The sequence below is a fragment of the Lysobacter dokdonensis DS-58 genome, assembly GCF_000770795.1.
In the GTDB taxonomy this organism is placed as follows: domain Bacteria; phylum Pseudomonadota; class Gammaproteobacteria; order Xanthomonadales; family Xanthomonadaceae; genus Noviluteimonas; species Noviluteimonas dokdonensis.
Genome location: NZ_JRKJ01000021.1, coordinates 132,637 through 156,602, shown reverse-complemented (window position 1 = coordinate 156,602; position 23,966 = coordinate 132,637). Strand labels below are relative to the sequence as shown.

The 23,966-nt window shown below is 66.9% G+C and carries 20 protein-coding genes; 10 read left to right on the top strand and 10 right to left on the bottom strand.

Going from position 1 to position 23,966, the window contains the following annotated elements:
- Positions 1-33: 33 nt before the first annotated feature.
- Positions 34-390, top strand: a complete 357-nt coding sequence (gene queD, locus LF41_RS13480) for a 6-carboxytetrahydropterin synthase QueD (RefSeq protein WP_036170597.1) — start codon at positions 34-36, stop codon at positions 388-390.
- A 57-nt stretch (positions 391-447) separates the two neighbouring features.
- Here queD and LF41_RS13475 read toward each other — a convergent pair whose 3' ends face one another.
- Entirely contained in the window at positions 448-1,044 is a 597-nt protein-coding gene (locus LF41_RS13475; protein ID WP_052116444.1) for an RES family NAD+ phosphorylase, read from the bottom strand.
- 82 nt (positions 1,045-1,126) lie between these two features.
- Here LF41_RS13475 and LF41_RS13470 point away from each other — a divergent pair, with 82 nt between their 5' ends.
- Positions 1,127-2,140: a magnesium transporter CorA family protein gene (locus LF41_RS13470; RefSeq protein ID WP_036170595.1), complete on the top strand. Its 1,014-nt coding sequence runs from the start codon at positions 1,127-1,129 to the stop codon at positions 2,138-2,140.
- A gap of 41 nt (positions 2,141-2,181) precedes the next feature.
- Here the strand turns inward: LF41_RS13470 and LF41_RS16290 are convergent, their stop codons facing one another.
- Positions 2,182-2,478, bottom strand: coding sequence for a KGG domain-containing protein (locus tag LF41_RS16290; protein WP_084073667.1), 297 nt, complete (start codon positions 2,476-2,478; stop codon positions 2,182-2,184).
- 101 nt (positions 2,479-2,579) lie between these two features.
- A complete protein-coding gene (locus LF41_RS13460) occupies positions 2,580-3,227 on the bottom strand; it encodes a DUF4142 domain-containing protein (protein ID WP_161786970.1) in 648 nt (215 codons plus the stop codon).
- A 165-nt stretch (positions 3,228-3,392) separates the two neighbouring features.
- Here LF41_RS13460 and LF41_RS13455 point away from each other — a divergent pair, with 165 nt between their 5' ends.
- Positions 3,393-4,784 (top strand): sigma-54-dependent transcriptional regulator, encoded by a 1,392-nt coding sequence (locus tag LF41_RS13455; protein WP_052116442.1) that lies wholly within the window; start codon positions 3,393-3,395, stop codon positions 4,782-4,784.
- A 2-nt stretch (positions 4,785-4,786) separates the two neighbouring features.
- Here the strand turns inward: LF41_RS13455 and LF41_RS16805 are convergent, their stop codons facing one another.
- On the bottom strand, positions 4,787-5,665 hold the full coding sequence (locus LF41_RS16805) for a BON domain-containing protein (RefSeq protein ID WP_036170584.1): 879 nt from the start codon (positions 5,663-5,665) through the stop codon (positions 4,787-4,789).
- A 144-nt stretch (positions 5,666-5,809) separates the two neighbouring features.
- Here LF41_RS16805 and LF41_RS16800 point away from each other — a divergent pair, with 144 nt between their 5' ends.
- The 4 genes from LF41_RS16800 to LF41_RS13430 all read left to right on the top strand — a co-directional run bounded on the left by LF41_RS16800 (position 5,810) and on the right by LF41_RS13430 (position 14,300).
- The gene (locus LF41_RS16800) at positions 5,810-6,355 is read left to right on the top strand and encodes a sensor histidine kinase (protein WP_152600023.1); all 546 of its coding nucleotides are present in this window, start codon (positions 5,810-5,812) and stop codon (positions 6,353-6,355) included.
- Positions 6,356-6,436: 81 nt separating this feature from the next.
- The gene (locus tag LF41_RS13440; protein ID WP_202594053.1) at positions 6,437-11,935 is read left to right on the top strand and encodes a HAMP domain-containing protein; all 5,499 of its coding nucleotides are present in this window, start codon (positions 6,437-6,439) and stop codon (positions 11,933-11,935) included.
- Positions 11,920-13,638, top strand: coding sequence for a response regulator (locus tag LF41_RS13435; RefSeq protein ID WP_036170580.1), 1,719 nt, complete (start codon positions 11,920-11,922; stop codon positions 13,636-13,638). The genes LF41_RS13440 and LF41_RS13435 overlap by 16 nt, the downstream gene beginning before the upstream one ends.
- Positions 13,638-14,300, top strand: a complete 663-nt coding sequence (locus LF41_RS13430; RefSeq protein ID WP_036170578.1) for a sensor histidine kinase — start codon at positions 13,638-13,640, stop codon at positions 14,298-14,300. The genes LF41_RS13435 and LF41_RS13430 overlap by 1 nt, the downstream gene beginning before the upstream one ends.
- Positions 14,301-14,303: 3 nt before the next feature.
- On the opposite strand, the gene ligD is transcribed toward LF41_RS13430, so the two are convergent.
- Positions 14,304-15,173, bottom strand: a complete 870-nt coding sequence (gene ligD / locus LF41_RS13425; RefSeq protein ID WP_036170569.1) for a non-homologous end-joining DNA ligase — start codon at positions 15,171-15,173, stop codon at positions 14,304-14,306.
- A 3-nt stretch (positions 15,174-15,176) separates the two neighbouring features.
- The gene (gene ku, locus LF41_RS13420) at positions 15,177-16,079 is read right to left on the bottom strand and encodes a non-homologous end joining protein Ku (RefSeq protein ID WP_036170567.1); all 903 of its coding nucleotides are present in this window, start codon (positions 16,077-16,079) and stop codon (positions 15,177-15,179) included.
- Between the two features lie 216 nt (positions 16,080-16,295).
- On the opposite strand from ku, the gene LF41_RS13415 reads away from it, so the two are divergent.
- The 3 genes from LF41_RS13415 (at position 16,296) to LF41_RS13405 (ending at position 18,058) form a co-directional block, all read left to right on the top strand.
- The gene (locus LF41_RS13415) at positions 16,296-16,679 is read left to right on the top strand and encodes a phasin family protein (RefSeq protein WP_036170565.1); all 384 of its coding nucleotides are present in this window, start codon (positions 16,296-16,298) and stop codon (positions 16,677-16,679) included.
- 126 nt (positions 16,680-16,805) lie between these two features.
- Positions 16,806-17,147: a PadR family transcriptional regulator gene (locus tag LF41_RS13410; RefSeq protein WP_052116440.1), complete on the top strand. Its 342-nt coding sequence runs from the start codon at positions 16,806-16,808 to the stop codon at positions 17,145-17,147.
- A complete protein-coding gene (locus LF41_RS13405) occupies positions 17,144-18,058 on the top strand; it encodes a hypothetical protein (protein WP_036170563.1) in 915 nt (304 codons plus the stop codon). Before LF41_RS13410 ends, LF41_RS13405 begins: the two co-directional genes overlap by 4 nt.
- 45 nt (positions 18,059-18,103) lie before the next feature.
- Here LF41_RS13405 and LF41_RS13400 read toward each other — a convergent pair whose 3' ends face one another.
- The 4 genes from LF41_RS13400 to LF41_RS17230 form a co-directional block, all read right to left on the bottom strand.
- Positions 18,104-21,247: a multidrug efflux RND transporter permease subunit gene (locus LF41_RS13400; protein ID WP_036170555.1), complete on the bottom strand. Its 3,144-nt coding sequence runs from the start codon at positions 21,245-21,247 to the stop codon at positions 18,104-18,106.
- A gap of 6 nt (positions 21,248-21,253) precedes the next feature.
- A complete protein-coding gene (locus tag LF41_RS13395; RefSeq protein WP_052116439.1) occupies positions 21,254-22,438 on the bottom strand; it encodes an efflux RND transporter periplasmic adaptor subunit in 1,185 nt (394 codons plus the stop codon).
- A gap of 92 nt (positions 22,439-22,530) precedes the next feature.
- Positions 22,531-23,214 carry a dethiobiotin synthase gene (bioD, locus tag LF41_RS16510; protein WP_237577770.1) on the bottom strand — a complete coding sequence of 228 codons (684 nt, stop codon included), beginning with the start codon at positions 23,212-23,214 and terminating at the stop codon, positions 22,531-22,533.
- The gene (locus LF41_RS17230) at positions 23,211-23,957 is read right to left on the bottom strand and encodes a TMEM175 family protein (RefSeq protein WP_161786969.1); all 747 of its coding nucleotides are present in this window, start codon (positions 23,955-23,957) and stop codon (positions 23,211-23,213) included. The genes bioD and LF41_RS17230 overlap by 4 nt, the downstream gene beginning before the upstream one ends.
- Positions 23,958-23,966: the final 9 nt, after the last annotated feature.

The window sequence follows — 23,966 nt, the reverse complement described above, 5'->3', positions numbered from 1 at the left end:
CCGGGATTTTGCGGAGGCGATTAGAATCGCGGCATGGACATCTTCAAATCCTTCACGCTGGAAGCCGCACACCGGCTGCCGAACGTCCCGCCGGGCCACAAGTGCGCGCGGTTGCACGGGCATTCGTTCCGCGTGGAGATCCACGTCTCCGGCGAGCCCGGCGCGGACACCGGCTGGGTGATGGATTTCGCCGACATCAAGTCGGCCTTCCGCCCGCTGTACGACCAGCTTGACCATCACTACCTGAATGACATCGACGGCCTCGAGAACCCGACGAGCGAAGTCCTCGCCAAGTGGATCTGGACGCGCCTGAAGCCGGCGCTGCCGCAGCTGTCGGAAATCGTGGTCAACGAAACCTGCACGTCCGGTTGCCGTTACCGCGGCAACTGAGCCGGCAGCTGCAGGACGAACTCCGCATCGCGGATGTCGTCGCGATTGCGGGCCGCGTCAGATGCGCAGGCGGGGATCGAGCTTCAGCGGCGTCAGGTGGTCCAGCCGCAATTTGGCGAAATCCGGGTGTTGCGGATTGAGCAGGATGTTGCACTCACCGTCGCACACCGCGCTCGGCACGCGCAGCGCGAGCGAATCCTGCGCCTTCGCCCACTTGTCGCCGATCTGCCGCGTGGTGTCGCGATACGGGCGTTCCTTCCAGTCGCTCGGCAGGTCGAGTTGCGCAAGCACGTTGGCCACCGGCACCGTCGCCTGCGCGAGCAGCAACTCGTCCGGCGTTTCGCCTTCCAGGTGCACCAGGTATTCGAGCATCGCCGTGGCAGGCGAGAGCGACGCATACACACCGGGCGTGCGCGGCGACGTCCAACGCCCGCCCGCGTCCGCGCCGGACCCGGAGAACGGCTCGGACGCCTTGCGCGGTTCGATCACGCGATACACATGCAGCTCGTCGCCGTCGATGCCGGTGTGACGCAACGCCACCTGCGGCTGTGTCGGCGTCGCGGTCACCGGCTGCGACTGCGACGGCGGGTCGCTCGCGGGGAAGGTATCGGCGATGGACTTGTCGAGCGCTTTTTCTTCGGCCTTGGTCGTCATGGGGCTAGCGTCGTTCGATGGGCGTTGTTCGCGCGTGAACCCAATTGACCCCGCCTTTACGGCCGGCTGCTACAAGCGATGCATGAATGAATGGGCTCCCTCGCACGACGACCGCGCACCGTCGGTCCGCGCCCTGCTGTTCGACGCGAACGGCGAGGATCGGCCCGTGGAGGATCCGCGCGGCCTGGACTTCGGGAAACTGACGAACGAAGAACTCGCCTGGATCGACATCACGGCGGACGGGCGCGAGGCGACCGAAGCGCTGATGCGCGAGGTGGGGCTGGAACCGCACCTGGTCGCACCGCTGATGGATGCGACGTCCGATGCATTGGTCATGCGCAAGGGCTGGTACGCCGTGCGCGCCGTCGCACCACGCTGGAACGAGGCCGACGGCACGCTGCACGGCGCGCCGTGGCTGCTGGTGGTCGGGCGCAACGTGGTGTTCACCGCGCATCGCGAACCGATCGCCTTCCTCGACAAGGTCGTCGCGCACCACGACCCGGCCTCGCACATCGGCGATCTAGACGCCGACACTTTCGCCATCGCGCTGCTCGATCGCATGTTGACGGCGTATTACGCCGCGCTGGATGCCTTCGAGATGCGACTCGACCAGATGGAAGTCGAGATGTTCCGCGGCAAGGTCAAGGAAGGCTACGACGCCGAACTGGGCAACCTGCGTCGTGCGGCATCGCGTTTCCGCCAGTTGCTCGGCGCGCATCGCGAATTGTTCGATGCGCTGCGCCGGCCGGACTTCCGGCCCGAACAGGACGATCTCGTGCAGCGTCGCTTCCGTGCGGTCAGCGACCGCTACGAGCGCACCATGGATGCAGTGGAAAGCGCGCGCGACCTGGTGGCCGGGAGCTTCGACCTGCTCGACACGCGGTTGACGCAACGTACGAATGACACGATCCGGCTGCTGACGTTCGTGACGGTGCTGCTCGGCACGCTCGCCGTCATCGCCGGCGTGCTGGGCATGAATTTCGAGGCGCGCTTCTTCGGCACCGGCACGCGCGGATTCTGGATCGCGGTCGGTGCGATGGGCGGCTTCGTCGTCGCCGCGATCGGGCTGGGGCGCCTGCGCGGCTGGTGGAAGTAACAACAGCGCGGGCGGCGACACCACGGTCGCCGCCCGTCTCGTCAGAGGTGTCCACCCCTGGGCCAGACATCCGAGATGGCATGCATCGGGCTGACTGGCGGGGGCTCCTGGATGTCACGATCGGCGTTGGCCAGGCTCACCGCGCGCGCGGCGGCGCTGCGGCTGCTGCGGGCCTGACCGCCCTTGCGCCCGGCGGCGCGGGCTTCGTCGGAATCGAACTCGTGGGCCACGCCCTGCGCATGCGCCGCACGACCGCCCTGCGCGGCGATGGCGCGCTGCTTCTCCGGATCCATCGATGCGAATCCGCGATTGCTGGTGCCGGTTCCTCTTGTTGCCATGATGTACTCCTTCACGTTCACGGGGGATCGAACAGCTCTACAGATGCACAACCCGGGCCATTCATCCGGGCGATGCGGAACGCTTGGGCCGGAGCGGAAACCTATTCCGCCGTTCCCGCGGCCTGGACGGCCGACAGGTGGGCCTTCAATTTCGGAAGGGTGTCGGTGGCGAGCGTGCGCACGGGCGCGCTGAGCGTGCGGTCCTCGCTGGCGAAGGTGAACATCCGGATCGCCTCTTCGTGCTGCGCACGCAGCGTGGCGATGAGGCGTCCGTCGAATGCTTCGCCCTGCAAGTCCGATAGCTCCTTGGGCGCGGTGCCTTCCTCCGGCGTCGGCAGGCTCGGCGCGAGTGCGCGCACTTCATCGCGCAGGGCGACGTGGTCACCGTTCAACATGCGCGAAAGCTCCTTGTTTTTGGCATTGCCGCGCGACATGCCGAGTTCGGTGGTAGCGATCTCCTTTTCGTTGTCACGGGTCACGGCGTTGAGGAAGCTGATGTCCCCCGCGTTCAATTGCGCCGCGCCAGGCGACGCCGCACTCGGTGCCGCCGGCGCGATCGTCGATGCCGACGCCACCGTCGAGGTGGATGCCGTGCCGCTCGCCTTGTCGCTGACGGTATCCGGCGCGGTCTCGCCGGTGCTGGGCGACATGTCGCCGCTCTCCCCCTGCTTGCGGCGGTCGCAACCGCTCGTCGCCGCGGCGATCGCGATGAGCAACCACAGGTATTTGTGATGGATGTGAAGACGCATTGCGTGGCTCCTGCCGTCGGGGGACATGTGTATTCACGCAATCACCGTGCCTCGACCATAAGCGGCCGGAAAGTTCTTCCGGTTCCGGAAAAATGTGGCTCGGCCTTCACCCATCTTTCCCTTACTGCGGAGTAAACCGCCAACGTCCCCCGCGCCGAGCCAGACATGGAAGCCCCCCTGTCGTCCGAGAAAGCGACGACTGAAACCACTGCGATTCGCGCACCTACGTTGCTCATCGTCGACGACGATGTCGGCTTCGTGCACGCCGCCGCGGAAGTCGCGCGACTGCAGGGTTTCGAAATCACCATCGCGAGCGAACTCGGCCAGGCGGCGCAGCGCATGCGCCAGCGCGACTACGATCTCGCGCTCGTCGATCTCGACCTGCCCGACGGCAACGGCCTGGAACTGTTGCAGGGCATCGATGCCGATCGCACGCGCGCGGTGATCGTCACCGGGCGTCCTTCGGTGGAATCGGCATTGACGTCGTTGCGCAACTCCGTCGTCGATTACCTGGTCAAGCCCATCTGTCCGGAACGCCTGCGCGAACTGCTGCAGGCCGCGGCCACCGATCGACGGATGCCGCCGCCGGTTTCGGCATCGCCGAACCACGGCATGGTCGGCGGCTCGCGCAACTTCCAGTCGGTGTGCCGGATGATCGAGAAGGTGGCGCCGACCGACGCCGCGGTGCTCGTGCATGGCGAGAGTGGCGTGGGCAAGGAATTGGTCGCCCGCGCGATCCACGCAGCGAGCGGCCGCTCCGGTCCGTTCGTCGCGGTGAACTGCGGCGCGGTCGCCGGCGAGTTGCTGGCCAGTCAATTGTTCGGCCACGAGAAGGGCAGCTTCACCGGTGCGGTCTCGCGGCACATGGGCTTCCTCGAACAAGCCGCGCACGGCACGTTGTTCCTCGATGAGATCACCGAGATGGCGCCCGCGCTGCAGACGCATTTGCTGCGCGTGCTCGACTTCGGGTGCTTCCGGCGCGTCGGCGGGCATGCCGACCTGGCAGTCGAAGTGCGCATCGTGTCGGCGACCAACCGCGATCCGCGCGAAGCCGTGACCAGCGGCCGGTTGCGTGAAGACCTCTATTACCGGCTCAGCGGGTTCGACATTCCCGTCGCCCCGCTGCGCGAACGCGAAGGCGACGCCGTGCGCCTGGCCAACGCGTTCCTTGCCGAACTCAACGCTCGCGGCACCACGCGCCACGCGTTCTCGCCCGACGCGATCGACGCGATCGCGCGATCGCCGTGGCCGGGCAACATCCGTGAGTTGCGCAACGCCGTGCAGCGCGCCTACATCCTCGCCGAGGACGGTGTCGTGCGAATCGCGCCGCAGGCGTTCCCGCCGGCGGCGGCCGACGAGTCCTCGCACACCATCACATTCACCATCGGTACGTCGTTCGAGGAAATGGAGCGGCGGATCCTGCGCAAGACCTTGCAGCACTACGGCAACAACCGCCGGCGAGCGGCGGCTGCCCTCGGCATCACCGCCCGCACGATCCGCAATCGACTGGCGCGGGAGCGCGGGGCGGTGATGGTGGAGGACGACGACGAGGGTTGATCTCAGCCCTGCTTGTCGTCCGACTGCACGCGCAACTGGTTGTTGATGTTCGACACGCCGCCGATGCGTTCGACGAGGTCCTCGGCCGCGTAGCGCATGCGGCGTTCGGTGACGGTGCCGCTCAACGTGACGTTGCCTTCGTTGACGTCGACCATGATCGATCGCGCATCGATGTGATGGTCGTCGGTCAGACGCTCGTAGATGTCGTCGCGGATGCGATCGTCGGCGCGCTTGTAGTGGCTCGGGCCCATGCCGCGGAACGATTGGCGCGGTGCACCGACACTGGTGTCGCGCTGGTGCGTGCCCAGGTCCCAACCCGCGCGGCTGCCGTAGCCCGAGGCCGAGCCGTAGCTGTGACCGAATTCGCGTTCGCGCCCGTAATCCCCGCCCGCGCCGCCGGTCGGGCCGACGCCCATGCCGGTACCGACGCGGAAGCTGTCGAAGCGCCCGTGATTTTCATTGAACTCTTCCTCGTCCCAACGGCTCGGGCCGCTGAAGCCACGCTGCTGCATGTCGCGTTCCTCGCGCATGCGCGGCTGGTCGCGCTGGCCGTAATCGCGTCCGCCGAAATCGCGGTTGGTCATCGCACCGCGGCGGCCGTAGCCCTGTTCGTTCTCGCCCCATTCCTCGCCGGAGCCGGCGTAGCTGCCGCGGCCGCTGCCGCCGTAGCCGTATTCGTTGCCGCCGTACTGGCTGCCGCCGATGTTGTCGTCGTCGCGCCCGCCGCTCCAGCGGCGTTGATCGTCGCGATGCTGGCTCTCGCGGTCCTGCTGCAACCAGCGCGGTTGCGGTGCGTACGTATCGCGTTGCCCGCGGTTGGAACGGGTGTCGTCTTCACGGCCGCCGTGGCGGCCCTGCTGATCGCGGTCTCGATGGTTCATCCCACTTCTCCTGCATTCGCGTGTGGCTGGACTCCGCATACGTGAAAGTACGGCCGGCGCGGTTACGCGCCGATGAGGTCCCGCCTCACGCCGGTTCCACACCCGATGAGCAAGAGTGCGCGCTGTTCGGCGAGAGGCAACGCCGTGTCCGATCCGACCCCCCTTGAAAACAACGCGCCCCCGCACTCGCTGCGCGATGGCGTGCATGACCTGCGCAACGTCTTGAACGCCGTCCAGATGAATGCCTATGCCGCGCGCAAGCTCGTCGATGAGCCCGCGCGCACCCTCGCGTGCATCGCGCGGATCGAAGCGGCCGTCGAACGGGGCAACGGCGTGCTCGCGCACATGCCGACCGACGAGAGCCTGTCGACCGCCGCGCTCGTCCTGCGCGAACGCCTGCAGCACGCCGGCGGCGATCTCGAAGTCGCCCTCGACGGCGAAGACACCGCACCCGTGCCCGGCCTGTTGCGCCAGGCCCTGTGCGTGGTCGCCGTCGAAAGCCAGGCGCTGGGCGCGCGCGCGTTCCGCCTGTGGATGGACGGGGGGTTGGCCTGCGAAGCGCATGGCCTGGCGTCGCCGGGCCCCATCGCCATCGCGCTGGCCGAATCGAACGTGCCCGAGTTGCGCGTGTCAGCGCACCGCACCGACGGAGGATGGACCTTCCGCTGGGCATTGCCGCCGGCCCAGTGAAGGGCGCCTTCACATGGCCCCTACCGTCGGAAAGATAGCGTCCGCACCAGTTTGCCCGTGGGGACGGGCACCGGAGGTTCAGTGAACAACGAAAGCCAGCCCGCCCGGCGTTCGCGCCGCGGCGCCGCCGCCGCAACGCCGACGGAAACCGTGGCGGTCGCAACGCCACCTGCCGTCAATGCCAACGTCAACGAGCAACTGCAGCAACTCCTGATGGCGATGAACTCGATCCGGGAAGGCGACTTCTCGGTGCAGTTGCCGCCGCATTGGGAAGGCTTGTCGGGCAAGCTCGCCGAAGCGTTCAACGACATCGTCAACCAGAACAAGCGTCTTGCGAACGACCTTGCGCGCGTCGCGCAACGCGTCGGCGGCGAAGGTCGCACGCGCCAGCGCATGCCCGCGGCGAACCGCCAGGGCGCGTGGTCCGACATGGAATCCTCGGTCAACGGCCTGATCCGCGACATGGCGCGTCCGATCGAAACGATGACCGAGGCGATGGCCGCGGTCGCGAAGGGCGACCTCTCGCGCACCGTGCCGCTGGATTCCGACGGGCGCCCGCTGCAGGGCGAGTTCCTGCGCGCGGCGAACATCGTGAACAAGATGCTCGAGCAGATGTCCGAGTTCTCCTCGGAAGTGACGCGCGTCGCGCTGGAAGTCGGTACCGCGGGCCGCCTCGGCGGCCAGGCGAAGGTGAAGGGCGTCTCGGGCGTGTGGAAGGACCTCACCGACTCGGTGAACCAGATGGCGTCCAACCTCACCGCGCAGGTGCGCAACATTTCGGAAGTGACCATCGCCGTGGCCAACGGCGATCTCTCGCGCAAGATCACCGTGGACGTGCGCGGCGAGATCCTGCAGCTGAAGGAAGCCATCAACACGATGGTGGACCAGCTGCGCGGCTTCGCATCGGAAGTGACGCGCGTGGCGCGCGAAGTGGGTACCGAAGGCAAGCTCGGCGGCCAGGCGATCGTGCCGGGCGTGGCGGGCACGTGGAAGGACTTGACCGACTCGGTCAACGCGATGGCTTCCAACCTGACCTCGCAGGTCCGCAACATCGCCGAGGTGACCACCGCGGTGGCGAAGGGCGACCTTTCGCGCAAGATCACGGTGGACGTGCGCGGCGAAATCCTCGAGCTGAAGAACACCATCAACACGATGGTCGACCAGCTCAACGGCTTCGCGGCGGAAGTGACGCGCGTGGCGCGCGAAGTGGGCTCCGAAGGCCGCCTCGGCGGCCAGGCGCAGGTGCCCGACGTCGCCGGCACGTGGAAGGACTTGACCGACTCGGTCAATTCGATGGCGTCGAACCTGACCTCGCAGGTGCGCAACATCGCCGAAGTGACGACCGCGGTGGCGAAGGGCGACCTTTCGCGCAAGATCACGGTGGACGTGCGCGGCGAAATCCTCGAGCTCAAGGACACCATGAACACCATGGTGGACCAGCTCAACGGCTTCGCGGCGGAAGTGACGCGCGTGGCGCGCGAAGTGGGCACCGAAGGCAAACTCGGCGGCCAGGCGCAGGTGCCGGGTGTCGCCGGTACGTGGGCCGACTTGACCGACTCGGTCAACGCGATGGCCTCCAACCTCACCTCGCAGGTGCGCAACATCGCCGAGGTCACCACCGCGGTGGCGAAGGGCGACCTCTCGCGCAAGATCACCGTGGACGTGCGCGGCGAAATCCTCGAGCTGAAGAACACCATCAACGTCATGGTGGACCAGCTCAACGGCTTCGCGGCGGAAGTGACGCGCGTGGCGCGCGAAGTGGGCACCGAAGGCAAGCTCGGCGGCCAGGCGCAGGTGCCCGGTGTCGCGGGCACGTGGAAGGACTTGACCGACAACGTCAACTCGATGGCGTCCAACCTCACCGCGCAGGTGCGCAACATCGCCGAAGTGACGACCGCGGTGGCGAAGGGCGACCTTTCGCGCAAGATCGCGGTGGACGTGCGCGGCGAGATCCTGCAGCTGAAGGAGACCATCAACACGATGGTCGACCAGCTCAACGGTTTCGCGGCGGAAGTCACGCGCGTGGCGCGCGAAGTGGGTACCGAAGGCAAGCTCGGCGGCCAGGCGCAGGTGCCGGGCGTCGCCGGTACGTGGAAGGACCTGACCGACAACGTCAACTCGATGGCGTCGAACCTCACGACGCAGGTGCGCAACATCGCCGAAGTCGCGACCGCCGTGGCGAAGGGCGACCTGTCGCGCAAGATCGCGGTCGACGCGCAGGGCGAAATCCTGCAGCTGAAGTCGACGATCAACACGATGGTGGACCAGCTCAACGGCTTCGCCGCGGAAGTGACGCGCGTGGCGCGCGAAGTGGGCACGGAAGGCAAGCTCGGCGGCCAGGCGCAGGTGCCGGGCGTCGCCGGTACGTGGAAGGATCTCACCGACAACGTCAACTCGATGGGCGCCAACCTCACCACGCAGGTGCGCGGCATCGCGAAGGTGGTGACCGCCGTGGCCAACGGCGACCTGCACCAGAAGCTGACGGTGGAAGCGAAGGGCGAAATCGCCGAACTCGCCGACACCATCAACTCGATGACCGAGACGCTGGAAATCTTCGCCGACCAGGTGACCACCGTGGCGCGCGAAGTGGGCGTCGAAGGGCGCCTCGGCGGCCAGGCGAACGTGCCGGGCACCGCGGGCATCTGGAAGGACCTCACGGCGAACGTGAACCAGCTCGCGGCCAACCTCACCACGCAGGTGCGCGCGATCGCGGAAGTGGCCACGTCGGTGACGCAGGGCGACCTCACCCGTTCGATCCAGGTGGACGTGCGCGGCGAGCTGGCCGACCTGAAGGACAACATCAACGCGATGATCGGCACGTTGCGCGCGACGACCGAGTCCAACCGCGAGCAGGACTGGCTGAAGACGAACCTCGCCAAGTTCTCCGGCATGATGCAGGGCCAGCGCGACATGATCACGCTGGGCCACAGCCTGTTGTCGGAACTCGCGCCGCTGGTCTACGCGCAGCAAGGCGTGCTCTACGTCGTCGAGACCGACGAACGCCGTGGCCGCAACCGACTGCGCCAACTCGCCGGTTACGCCGACGCGGGCGCGAGCGAAGACGAAGTGCGCTACGTCGAGTTCGGCCAGGGCCTGATCGGGCAATGCGCGGCCCAGGCCGAGATGATCGTGATCAACGACGTACCCGCCGGCACCGTGCAGATCGAATCCGGCCTGATCAGCGCCATTCCGCGCAGCGTCATCGTGCTCCCGGTGTTGTTCGAAGACCAGATCAAGGCGGTGATCGAACTGGCGTCGCTGACCGAGTTCACCCCCTCGCAGCTGGCCTTCCTCGAGCAACTCTCCGGCTCGATCGGCATCGTGCTCAACACCATCGAAGCGACGATGCGCACCGAGCGCCTGCTCTCGCAGTCGCAGCAGCTCGCCGGCGAGTTGCAGTCGCAGCAGAAGGAACTGCAGCAGACCAACGAGGAAATCGCGCTCAAGGCAGCCCTGCTGGCCGAGCAGAAGACCGAGGTGGAACGCAAGAACCAGGAAATCGAGCAGGCCCGCCGCGCGCTGGAAGAAAAGGCCGCCGAGCTCGCGCTCACCTCGCGCTACAAGTCCGAGTTCCTTGCGAACATGTCGCACGAGCTGCGCACGCCGCTCAACTCCATCCTGATCCTCGGCCAGCAGTTGGCCGAGAACCCGGAGGAGAACCTCAGCGACCGCCAGGTCGAGTTCGCCAAGACCATCCATGCCGCGGGTTCGGACCTGCTGCACCTGATCTCGGACATCCTCGACCTGTCGAAGATCGAATCGGGCACGGTCACCGTCGACAGCGAGGAGATCGCCTTCTCGCACCTGCGCGAAAACCTCGAGCGCGGTTTCCGCCACGAAGCCGAGCGCCGCCGCCTGGATTTCTCGGTCGACTTCCCCAACGAGCTGGGCCGCGTGTTGCATTCGGACCCCAAGCGCCTGCAGCAGATCCTCAAGAACCTGCTGTCCAACGCGCTGAAGTTCACCGAACGCGGCAGCGTGCGCCTCTCGGCGCGCGTCGCCACGCAAGGCTGGTCGGAAGGCCACAAGGTGCTCGACAAGGCGCCCACGGTGGTCGCATTCGACGTCACCGATACCGGTATCGGCATCTCGTCGGAAAAGCAGCGCATCGTGTTCGAAGCGTTCCAGCAGGCCGATGCCGGTACGTCGCGCAAGTACGGCGGCACCGGCCTGGGCCTTGCGATCTCGCGCGAAATCGCGGGCCTGCTCGGCGGCGAGCTGCGCCTGCAGTCGGCGCTCGGCAAGGGCTCGACGTTCACGCTCTATCTGCCGCTGGATTACGTCGGCACCGACGAGTCGATCACCACGGTGCTCGGCCACAAGCAGGTGCAGGCAGTCGCGCATGCCGAGAATGCGTTCGCCGACATGATCGAAGTCGCCGACGACCGCGACCTGCTCGATCCCGACAAACCATTGCTGATGGTGGTCGAGGACGATCCGAACTACGCCTCGATCCTGCGCGACCTGGCGCGTTCGCGCGGCTTCCAGGTGCTCACCGCCAATCGCGGCGCCGAGGCGCTCAAGTTGGTGCGCGAGTACCCGATCAACGCGATCACGCTCGACATCTTCCTGCCCGACATGCTCGGCTGGACGGTGCTCGCGCGCCTGAAGCAGGACTCGAACACGCGCCACATCCCCGTGCAGATCGTCACGATCGAGGAAGAGCGGCACCACTCGATCGAGCGCGGCGCGTTCTCGTACCTGGCCAAGCCGTCCAACCCCGAGTCCATCGAACAGGCGCTCGAGCGCATCCGCGAATACACGCTGCCGCGCACCAAGCGACTGTTGATCGTCGAGGACGACGACCGCGAACGGATGAGCATCGAGGAGCTGCTGCGCCACGACGACATCTCCATCGACACCGCGCAGACCGGCGAACAGGCCCTGCAGGCGCTCGACGAGAACGACTACGATTGCGTGGTGCTCGACCTGCGCCTTCCCGACATGACCGGCCTGGACCTGCTCGATCGCGTGCAGGAACAACCCAAGCTGCACGAACTGCCGATCGTCGTGTTCACCGGCAAGGAGCTCACGGCCGCCGAGGACGCGTACCTGCGCAAGGCCGCGCGCAGCGTGGTGATCAAGGGCGTGGAGTCGCCGGAGCGCCTGCTCGACGAGACCGCGTTGTTCCTGCACCGCGTCATCGCCGACCTGCCGCCGCAGAAGCAGCGCATGGTGCAGCGCCTGCACGAAACCGACGATGCATTGAAGTCCAAGCGCGTGCTGGTGGTCGACGACGACGTGCGCAACATCTTCGCGTTGTCCAGCGTGCTCGAACGCCACGGCATGAGCGTGATCACCGCCGGCACGGGGCATGAAGCGATCGAAAAGGTCGCCGAGGACCCCGACATCGACCTGGTGCTGATGGACATCATGATGCCCGGCATGGACGGTTACGACACGATGCGCGCCATCCGCGGCATGCCCGATGCGCGCGCGCTGCCGATCGTCGCGCTCACGGCGAAGGCGATGAAGGGCGACCGCGAGAAGTGCCTGGAAGCCGGCGCGTCCGATTACCTCGCCAAACCCGTCGTCACCGACCAGCTGCTGGGAGTCCTGCGCCAATGGCTGCATCGCTGACCCCCTTGCCGCTCTCCCCCGGGCATACGCCGGTCAACATCCTGCTGGTCGACGACCAGCCGGGACGGTTGCTGACGTACCGCGCGATTCTCGAGCCGCTCGGCGAGCGGCTCGTGGACGCCAGCTCGGGGCCCGAGGCGCTGCAGAAGCTGATGCAGGACGAGTTCGCGGTGATCCTGCTCGACGTCAACATGCCGGGCATGGACGGCTTCGAGACCGCGAGCCTGATCCACCAGCATCCGCGCTTCGAGCGCACGCCGATCATCTTCGTCACGGCCGTCAACGTCTCCGACCTGGACCGCATGCGCGGTTACAAGCTCGGCGCCGTCGACTACGTGATGGTGCCGGTGATCCCGGAGATCCTGCGTTCGAAGGTGGTCGTGCTGGCGGAGTTGTTCCGCAAGCGCCGCGAATTGCAGCTCGCCAACGAACGCCTGGCCGCCGCCAACGAAGCGCTGCGCACCGAGAAGGCGCGCGAGCTGGAGATGCTCAACGAGTCGCTGCGCCTAGCGAACGTGGAACTGGCACAGCGCAACGTGGACCTGCAATCGCAGATCGGCGAGCGCGTGCGTGCCGAGATGCAGCTGCGCGAGCTCGACCGGCGCAAGGATGAATTCCTCGCCACGCTCGCGCACGAATTGCGCAACCCGCTGGCGCCGCTGCGCAACGCGGTGAGCATCCGCAAGCTCACCGGCAGCGACGACCCGTTCCAGGACATGATGGAGCGCCAGCTCGGTCTGCTGGTGCGCCTGATCGACGACTTGCTGGACGTCGCACGCATCAGCCGCGGCAAGCTCGTGCTGAAACCCGAGCCGACCACGCTGCAACAGATCCTGCACGCGGCGATCGAAACCGCCTCTCCCGTCCTCGAAGCCGGCGCGCATCCCCTGCAACTGGCGTTGCCGGAAATGCCGCTGCCGATGCTCGCCGACGGCGAGCGGCTGTCGCAGGTGTTCTCCAACCTGCTGAGCAACGCGGCGAAGTATTCCGATGCCGGCCGCGCGATCGAACTGGTCGCGCATCGCGACGGGCAGTTCGTCACCGTCAGCGTGCACGATCGCGGCATCGGCCTGACGCCGCAGCAGATCGAGGAGGTGTTCGAGTTGTTCGCGCAGGTCGATACCTCGATCGAGCGCGCGCGCGGTGGCCTGGGCATCGGCCTGACGCTGGTCAAGCAGCTCGTCGAGATGCACGGCGGTTCGATCCGGTGCGAAAGCCCGGGCCTCGGGCACGGCAGCGTGTTCATCGTGACCTTGCCGCTGAGGGAAACGGTCGTCGAGCCTGCCCATGCACCCGCGGTCGCGCCGCCTGCGCGACAGGCATCCGGCCGCGCGCGCCGCATCCTGGTGCTCGACGACAACCGCGACGCCGCCGACACGCTCGCGATGATGCTGGAGATCCTCGGCCACGAAGTCACCCGCCTCTACGACCCGCATGAGGCGGGCGCGGAAGTGCAGCGCTTCGATCCGGACCTGGTGTTCCTCGACATCGGCATGCCGAGCCTCAGCGGTTACGAACTCGCGCGGCAATTGCGCGCGCAACCCGGCGGCGACCGCCGCGTGCTGGTCGCCGTCACCGGTTGGGGGCAACCCGACGACCGCAGGCGCACGGCCGAAGCGGGCTTCGACCATCACCTGGTCAAGCCGCCGGACCTCGACATCGTGCGCAGCATCTGCGACGAATCCGTTTCCCGGGTGGTGTGATGGCCAACGACGATCCCCAGCGCGCGAATCCGTGGTTCAACCGACTCGCGCATGATCTGCGCAGCCCGCTGTCCTCGTTGCAGACCGCCGCGTATCTGCTGCGCACCGATCCGGGCGGTTCGAACTCGAGGGAGCTGGCCGACATCGTCGTGCGGCAGTCGCAGCGCATGGCGCGGATGGTCGACGAACTCGACGATTGGGCGCGCGCGCAGCAACGCCGGCTGGTGGATCGCAGCGAGCGGCTCGAGATCGGCGGCATCGTCGACATGGCCGTCGGTTCGGTGCACGGATGCACCATCGATCCGCATTACAGTGATGGCGCGGCGGAGATGAAGATCCTCGGCGACTCCTCGCGTTTGGCGCAGATGTTCCGCACGTTGCTCGAGCAGACCCTCGCGCGCGATGCGCAGGGCGCGCGCGTGGACGTCACGGCGAACGACGCGTCGGTGGTGGTCGTGTTCGCCGACAACGGCGCGGTCGTCGATGAGGCGTTGCGGACGCAACTGCTCGAAGCGCCACAGGTTCCTCCGCCCGACGAAGGGCTTGGATTGCGGTTGCTGATCGCGAAGGCGATCGCCGAAGGGCACGCCGGTTCGATCGTCATCGAAGGCCCGGGCGACGGCGCGTCGCAACGCATCCGTTGCGAGTTGCCGGTGGCCTGACGGCTAGACCTTCGGCAGCTTCTGGCTTCCCGCGCTCGCGAGATCCCAGATCGGCGCGTCGATGCGCCTCACCGCATCCTTCAACTTGAACCGATCCGGCGCGCGCACGCCGGCGAACTCGTCCCAGGTCACCGGCATCGCGACCGGCGCGCCGGGACGCGCGCGCAGCGAGAAGCTCGACACCGCGGTCGCGCCGCGTCCGTTGCGCAACCAGTCGATGAAGATGCGGCCCTCGCGCTTGGCCTTGCTCATCGTGGCGACGTAACGCGCCGGCTGGCGGCGCTCCATCTCGTGCGCGAACCAGTCGCAGAAATCACGCCCCTGGTCCCAGGAATACCGCTTTGCGATCGGGACGACGAGATGCACGCCCTTCCCGCCGCTCAGGCGCGGGAACGACGTCAGGCCGAGTTCGACGAGCGCATCGCGCAGTTCGCGCGCGGCGGCCTTGATCTTCGGCCAGCCGATGCCCGGGTCCGGATCGAGGTCGAAGATGAGACGGTCGGGTTTCTCGAGCGTCGTGACCTTCGAGGCCCACGGATGGAATTCGATGACATTCATCTGCGCGAGCGACAACACGCCCGCGAGATCGTCGAGCCAGGCGTACTCCGCGCGCTTGCCGTCGTTCTCGGCGATCTCGATGCGATGCACGGCCTTGCCGAACGCAGGCCCGAGGTGTTTCTGGAAAAAGCGCTCGCCAGCGATGCCATCGGGGCAACGCACGACCGACATCAGCCGCTGCCCGGAATCCTCCAGCAAGCGCGCGGCGACCGCGCCGTAGTAATCGAACACCTGGCGCTTGGTGATGCCGGCGTCCGGATAGACGACGCGATCGGGCGAAGACAGCGTGGGCAGCGCCTGCTTGCGCGCGGCCACCCGTCAGGCGCTCTTCTTGGCCTTCGTCGATTTCGCCGGCGGCGCTTTCTTGGTCGCGGGTTTCTTCGCGGCCTTGCGCACGGGCGCGGCCTTGCGCGGCGCGTCGCCCTTGCTTTCCAGGCTCTTCTTGAGCAGCGACATGAAGTCGACGACGTTCGTCGTGGCTTCCGGCGCGGCCGTCTCTTCTTCCTCGACCGACGTCGTCGCGCCCTTCTGCTTCATGCGCTTCTTGATCGCGGCGCTTAGGCGTTCCTTGAACTCGTCCTTGTAGTCATCGGGATTGAATTCGGTCGCCATCGATTCGAGGAGCGTCGTCGCCATTTCCATTTCCTTCGGCGTGACGTGCCACTTGCTCGCATTGCCTTCGGGGATGTTGTATTCCTCGACGGGCACGATCTCCTCGGGGAAGCGGATCAGGATCAGCGCGAGCGCATCGCCCTCGGGCACGACCATTCCCAGGTATTCCTTCGTGCGGATCACCACGCGGCCGATGCCGACCTTGTTGGTCTTCTTCAGCACTTCGCGCAGCAGCACGTAGCCCTTCTCGGCCTTCTTGCCGGGGACGAGCACGTAGGGCTTCTCCAGGTAACGCGGGCCGATCTGTTCGCGGTCGACGAAGGCTTCGATGTCGATGACTTCGCGGTTCTCGCTCGCCGCCTCGGCGATGTCCTCCGGTTCGAGGACGACGTAGTTGCCCTTGGAGTATTCGTAGGCCTTGACGATTTCCTTGTACGGCACTTCCTCGCCCGTCTCGGCGTTGACGCGCTCGTACTTCACCGGCGCCTTGTTGCGTCCGTCCATCATCCGGAAGTGCAGCTCGTTGCGCTTCTCGCCGGTCATCAGCGCGATCGGGATGTTGAGCAGGCCGAACGAGAGGGTGCCGTTCCAGATGGGGCGCGCTGCCATGACCGCGAACTCCGACTACCGGTGGGCCTTGCAGCGTCGCGCCGGGCGGGTGGGAACCGCGTGAATGGCCGGGCTTGGCGTAACCGGCTGATTTCACGCAGATTACCGTTGGCCGAACGAGGCGACGAACGGTTGTTGCAGTGCAACATTGAGCGGACTATGCTGCACCGCACCATCCGGCAATCCCGTCGGGTGGACCCACCGTGGAGTCCTGCCATGTACCAGCAGATCAACGAGCAGTTCGCCGCCGCCTCGCGCCAGTTCGCGGACACCGCGGCCCAGATCAACCGCCTCGCCATCGACAACGCCACCCAGGTCTTCGGCCTGCAGCTGGCCGCCCTCGAAGCCGGCGCCACCGCCACCTTCGCGTTCCTCGGCGAAGTCGCCGAAGTCCGCAATCCCGAGCAGCTCAAGGCCGTGTGGCCGAAGGGCCTGCAGGTCGCCCGCGAGACCGTCGAGCGTTCGATCGCCACGGGCCAGGACGTCGTCGGCCGCACGCTGAAGACGAACGAAGCCATCGGCCAGATCGCCAAGGCGCAGTTCGAAGCGCAGGCGAAGGACGTGTCGGACAAGGTTGCCCAGGCGACCAAGCAGAAGTAATCGCCATCCCCCGCCTCGGCGGGGGTGACGAAGCAAAGAGCCTCCCCTCAACGGGGGAGGCTTTTTTGTATTGACGTACTGTGTGGCGCAATGTACCGTGCGCCACAAGTCACAAGGCGGCATACCGTGGACGTCCGAGAGAACCCCGCACCGAAGCTGGAAGGCGAACTCCGCCGCGGCGCCCTCGTGCTCGCCGTGCTCTCGCAATTGCGCGAGGTGCAATACGGCTACTCGCTGCGGCAGGCGCTGGCCCAGCGCGGCATGCCCATCGAGGAAGGCACGCTCTATCCGCTGCTGCGACGGCTGGAATCGCAGGGCGTACTCGCGTCGGAATGGCGGATCGAGGACGGCCCGCCCCGCCGCTATTACCGATTGAACGACGCAGGCGAGGCGTTGCTCGCCGAATTGACCGGCACCTGGAACGCGCTCGTGCACACCATGGCTGGCCTGATTGGGAGCGGCAAATGAACCCGAACGACACCATCGAGTCCTACGTGGCCGACGTCATCCGTCGCGTGCCACTGAAGGAACGCAACGACATCGGTTTCGAGCTGCGCGCGTTGCTGTCCGAAATGCTCGACGAACGCGCCGAGGCGGCCGGGAAGCCTGCCGACGACGCCATGGTGCTTGCGATGCTGCGCGAATTCGGCCTGCCGGCCGACATCGCCGCGCGTTATCGCGCGCCCGGGTTCGTGATCATTCCGGCGGAGCAGACGCGCCAGTTCGCGTGGCTGTCGCTGGGCGGCATTGCGCTGCAATGGGCGCTGACGCTGCCGCGCGTAGCCGAAGGCCAATCGCTCACCGCGTGGTGGCTGAGCTGGGGCCTGGGTGCGTTCTGGTGGCCGGGCTTCATGTCGATGATGGCGCTGATCGCCGCGTGGATCCGCCAGTGGCGGACCGCCGCCCCGGCATGGTCGCCGCGCGATGTGGACAGCGAGCGCGTCAATCGCGCCGCGATGGCGTTCGGCCTGGTGGGCGTGGCGATCGCCGTGACGATGATGATCGCGATGCCGTGGATCGTCGCGCAGTTGCCGGCGCCCTTCCCGCGCATCTTCGCCTTCGATCCGGATTTCCTGCGCACGCGCGCGTGGCCCATCGTCGTGTTGTGGCTCGCGCACCTGGCGCTGATGGGTTGGGTGCTCGCCAAGGGCCGCTGGTCGCGGGCCACGCACGGCATCGAACTAGCGCAAACCATCGCGTGGATCATGGTGCTCGGCTGGCTGCTGACGATGGACGATATCTTCATCGAGCGTGCCACCAACGACGGCGCGCACTTCGGCCTCGGCCTGGTGCTGCTGATCGTGGTGTGGTCACTCGCCGTCAGCGTGCATCGCATGCGGCCGCGACTGCAGGCGCCGAACGTGGCCGCGCGCCACTGAGCGAAAAAAAGCCCCGGCATTGCCGGGGCTTTTCGCTTGCGTCGATCAGACGTCGTCGAGGTGCTGCGTGATCTTCGGCGGCTCGTCCATCTTGTCGCCGAGCACCCGGCGCACGATCGCGTAGAACACCGGGATGAACAGCAGGCCGAGGAACGTCGCGGCGAGCATGCCGCCGATGACGCCCGTGCCGATCGCGTGGCGCGCATTCGCGCCGGCGCCGGAGGAAATCGCCAGCGGCAACACGCCCATGATGAACGCCAACGACGTCATCAGGATCGGGCGCAGTCGCAGCTTGGCCGCTTCCACCACCGCCACGCCGAGTGGCTTGCCTTCGTTGCGCTCCTGGATCGCGAACTCGACGATCAGGATCGCGTTCTTCGCCGCCAGGCCGATGACCGTGATCAGGCCGATCTTGAAGTAGATGTCGTTCGGCAGGCCGCGCATCATCGACAGGCAGACCGCGCCGAGCACGCCGACCGGCACGACGAGCAACACCGCCACCGGCACCGACCAGCTTTCGTACAACGCGGCCAGGCACAGGAACACCACGACGATCGACAGCACCATCAGCATCGTGGTCTGGCTGCCGGAGAGGATTTCCTGGTGCGACTGGCCCGCCCAGTCGTAACCGAAGCCCGGCGGCAATTGCGTCTCGACGATCTTCTGCATCGCGTTCATCGCTTCGCCCGAGCTGTGTCCCGGCGCCTGCGAGCCCACGATTTCCACCGCCGCGAAGCCGTTGTAGCGCGTGAGCGTGGGCTCGGCGACTTCCCACTTGGACTTCACCACGTTGGTGAGCGGGATCATCGTCGGCAGGCCGTTCTCCTGCTCTTCCGTCGACGGCGTATAGAAATGCGCCAGCGATTCGGGCCCCGTGCGGTACGGCGCGTCCGCCTGCATGTGCACGCGCTTGACGCGCCCGCCCTGCACGAAGTCGTTGACGTACACCGGCGCCAGCATCAGCTGGATCGTCGTGTAGATGTCGCCGACCGACAGGCCCATCGCCTCGGCCTGCACGCGGTCCACGTCGAGCTTCAACTGCGGCGAGGGCGCGAGCGAGTTGGGGCGCACGCCGACGAGCGATTTGTCCTGCCCCGCCTGTCCGAGCAACGTCCCCATCGCGGCATTGAGCGCATCGCGCCCCTGCCCCGCGCGGTCCTGCAGATACATGTCGAAGCCGCCGAACTGGCCCAGCCCCTGCACCGTCGGCAGGTTGATCACGAAGATCTGCGCATCGCGGATCGGGTACAGCTCGCCGTTGACCTTCTCGATGAACTGCGTCGCGGTGACCTTGCGATCGTCCCATGGCTTGAGCTTGATGAACGCCATGCCGACGTTCTCGCCCTGGCCGATGAAGCTGAAACCCGACACCTGCATCATGCCGTCGAAGCCGTCCTGCTTCGACACCACCGTGCGCATCTTGTCGAACACCTCGTTCGTGCGACGCAGCGTCGAACCCGGCGGCAACTGCACGATCGCCAGTGCATAGCCCTGGTCTTCTTCCGGCAGGAAGCTGCCGGGCATGCGCCAGAACAACACGCCGCACGCGACCGCGAGACCAAGGAAGACGACCATCCACCGCGGCGCATGGCGCACTGCGCTGCCGATGTGGCCGACGTAGGTGCTGGCCATCTTCCCGTAGAAATGGTTGAACGCGCGGAAGATCGGATTGCGGCTTTCATGGTGCGTGCTCGGCTTGAGCAGGCTGGCGCACAGCGCGGGCGTGAAGCCCAGCGCGAGGAACGCGGAGAACAGCATCGCCATCGCGATCGTCAGCGCGAACTGCTTGTACACCGCGCCCGCCGAACCGGCCTGCAGCGCGCTGGGGATGAACACCGCCGCCAGCACGATCGTGATCGCGATGACCGCGCCGGTGATCTGGTGCATCGCCTTGCGCGTGGCTTCCTTCGGCGACAGGCCTTCCTCGGTCATGATGCGTTCGACGTTCTCGATCACCACGATCGCGTCGTCCACCACGATGCCGATCGCCAGCACCATGCCGAACAGACTCAACTGGTTGATCGTGAAGCCGAGCACGTACATGCCGAGGAACGTGCCGAGCAGCGCGACGGGGATGACGAGCGTCGGGATCAGCGTGGCGCGCAGGTTCTGCAGGAACAGCAGCATCACCAGGAACACGAGGATCATCGCTTCGACGAGCGTCTTGATGACCTCGTCGACCGAGATGCGCACGAAGTCCGACGTGTCGTAGGGCGAGAACCACTCCACGCCCTTCGGGAAGCTCGGCTGCAGCTGCGCCATGCGCGCCTTCACCGCCGCGGCCACGGCGAGCGCGTTCTCGCCCGGGCCGAGCATGACGGCGAAACCGGCGGCCGCCTGGTCGTTCCACTTCAGGTCGAAACCGTGCGCTTCACCGGAGACTTCGATGCGCGCGACATCCTTCAGGCGCACCGCCGAACCGCCCTGCGTGGTGCGCAGCAGGATCTGTTCGAACTCTTCCGGATGCGAGAAGCGGCCTTCGGCCGAGACCGGCGCGGTGAACATCTGCGTGTCGGGCGACGGCTCGCCGCCGACCTGGCCGGCGGAGAACTGCACGTTCTGCCCGCGCACGGCGGCCAGCACGTCCGTCGCCGACAATCCGTACGCATGCAGCTTGTCCGGGTTGAGCCAGATGTTCATCGCGTACTGGCCGCCGAACAGCTGCGTGCTGCCGACGCCGGGCACGCGCGCGATCTGGTCGAGGACGTTGGAGGCGAGCAGGTCGGAGAGTTCGTCGCGGCCGATCGCCGGGTCGCTGGACTTCAGCGCGACGACGAGCAGGAAGCCGCTGTTGGACTTCGACACCGTGATGCCTTGCTGCACCACGTCCTCGGGCAAGCGCGGCTGCGCCTGCGACACCTTGTTCTGCACCTGCATCTGCGCGGTGTCGGGGTCGGTGCCGGGCTTGAACGTCAGGTTGATCGACGCACTGCCGTCGGAACCGGACGAGGCGCTGAAGTAATCGAGGTTGTCGATGCCGGTCAGCTGCTGCTCGATGATCTGCGTCACCGCGCGTTCCACCGTCTCGGCGCTCGCGCCCGGATAGAACGCGTTGACGCCCACCTGCGGCGGCGCGATGTTCGGGTACGACTCCACGCCCAGCCCGCGGATCGCCAGGCCGCCGGCGATCACGATCATGATCGCGATGACCCAGGCGAAAACCGGGTGGTTGATGAAATAACGGGACATGGTCGGTCAGCCCTGCGGTTGCGCGGCGGGGGCGTTACCGGCGGACTGCTTTTCCGGAACGTACGGCACGGCCTTGGCCGGTGCGCCCGGTTGCACGCGCTGCAGGCCCGAGACGATCACCTGGTCGCCCGGCGCGACGCCGGTGTTGACCACGAAGTCGGCGCCTTCCTGGCGTTGCGGCACGATGTTCTTGCGCGTGACCTTGCCGTCCTTGCCGACGACCATCACGTAGGCGCTCTGCACGTCGCGCTGCACGGCCAGTGCCGGGATGCGGTACGCGTTGTTCTGCAGACCGAGCGTCGCGCGCACGGTGACGAACGTGCCCGGCAGCAACAGGTGGTCCGGGTTCGGCACGCGCGCGCGCAATGCGACGGCACCCGTGGACGGATCGACGGTGTCGGCGCTGAAGTCCAGCGTGCCGTCGTGCTTGAACGGCGTGCCGTCGGGCAACAGCACCTGCACCTTGCGCGTGCCGCTGGTGTTGGCCTGGCGCACCGAGGTGAGTTCGTCGACGCTCATCGAGAAGTCGACGTACATCTGGTCGATCTGGTCGACGGTGGTCAGCAGCGTCGCATCGGCCTGGCCGACGAGCGCGCCTTCGGTCACCTGCTGCTTGCCGGCGCGGCCGTTGATCGGCGAACGCACGGAGGCATAGCCCAGGTTGATGCGCGCGGCGGCGACTGCGGCCTTCGACGACTGCAACGAGGCCGACGCCGAACGCTCGGCGGCAAGCGCGTTGTCGAGATCGGACTGCGAGATGAACTTCTGCGGCGCGAGGTTGCGTGCGCGCTCGGCGGCAGCGCGCGCGTTCGCGTAGTTCGCCTGCGCGGAGGCTTCGGATGCGACGGCCTGGCCGAGCGCGGCCTGCAACGGCGCCGGATCGATGACGAAGAGCAGCTGCCCTTCCTTCACGTCGCTGCCTTCTTCGTACACGCGACGCTGCAGCACGCCGGGCACGCGCGCGCGCACGTCGGCGCTGCGATAGGCGGAGAGGCGGCCGACCAGATCCTTCACGAGCGGCACCGACGAGGGACGCACGACGACCACGCCGACTTCCGGCGGCGGCATGTTCCCGCCCGGGCCACCGGCCGCATTCGGGTCGTCCTTGCCGCAGGCGGCGACGACCAGTGCGAGTGCGAGAACGCCCGCGATGCGAGCGTTCGTGCCATTGCTTCCAAGCTTGCGGGCCATGCGCGGTGCCTCTTCTTCCGTTTTCTGTACGCGGGAGTTTACCTTGCCGCCCCCTGCGCGGAACCCCTGTCGTTGGTCACGCGAGCCCGCGATCAGCGCGGCCAGTGCACGTAACGGGACAATCGGGACGGATCGGGCGCGGCGTCATGGGGCAACACGCCCCAACACGGCGCGGGCAAACGCGCAGTGAGCAGCGCGATGTTGTCGTCGCGACGCGCCATGTCCGGATCGACGGCCGTGCCGATCCATCCCGCGAGGCGGCAGCCATCGGCCGCGATCGCGCGCGCGGTGAGATACGCATGGTTCAGGCAACCCAGCCGCAGGCCGACGACAAGCACGACGGGAATGTCGAGCGCGCGCACGAGATCGGCCTGCATCAGGTCGGCCGCGAGCGGCGCCATCCACCCGCCGACGCCTTCGACGACGACGCACTGCGCCTGCGCGGCCAGGCGTGCGTGCGCATCGAGGATCGGTGGCAGCGCGACGTGCACGCCTGCATCGCGCGCGGCCAACTCGGGCGCAAGCGGATGCTCGAGCGCGAACGGATTGATGTCTTCGTAAGCCGCTTCGAATGTACCGGCCCGTTGCAACGCGACGGCATCCTCGTTGCGCCACGCGCCGCCGATCCGTTCGCAACCGCTCGCCAGCGGCTTCATGCCCAATGCGCGCACACCCTGTGCGCGCAAGGCGTGCAGCAACGATGCACTGACCAGCGTCTTGCCGACGCCGGTGTCGGTCCCGGTGACGAACAGGCCTGCAAAGGATGTGCCGTTCACGCCGTCGCCGCCTTCGGCGCCACGCGCCCGCGCCGCGCGCGATACGTCCACAGCAGCCCGCCCATCACCGAATACAGCCACATCGGCAGGCCGACGGTGAAGTTGTTCAACCACGTCGCGGGCGCGGCGAGCATGGCGAAACTCACCAGGACGCTGCCGAACGCGCACGCCGTCATCAACGCATAGACACCGACTTCGCTCTGCGCATGGAAGCGCTCGTGCGCATCGAGCGACAGATCGTCGGCGCGGCGCAACGCATGCGCGTTCAATCGCCACAGCAACCACGACAACACACCGAACCCCAGGCCATAGACGATGAACGCCGTCTGCAGGTCGAGCATCCATTGCGAACGGTCCATGCCCAGCTCGCTCGGCACGAAGCCACCGGTGAGCAGCGACAATCCGCTGGATGTCACCATGCGCAACGGATACACGTACACCAGCACGACGAGCACGAATGCCAGGCTCAGTACGGTGGACTTGGCATCTTCCAGCCCGAAGAGGCGGCTCCAGCGGTTGTGCGAGGTCCAGAACAGGCTGAGCAACAGGAAGCACACGGCGAAGGTGGGCACGCGCTTCAATGCATCGCGCAACTCGGCGACGGTGTCGGGCAGCTCGTTGTAGAAGATCACCAGCAGCGTGAGCGAGAACGCGAACGCGGCATCGACGAAGGTTTCCACCCGCGTCACCTGCTGTCCGCGCAGGCGGAAGCCCTGTTCGACCGGCAGTTGCGACAGATCCATGCGCGCCCC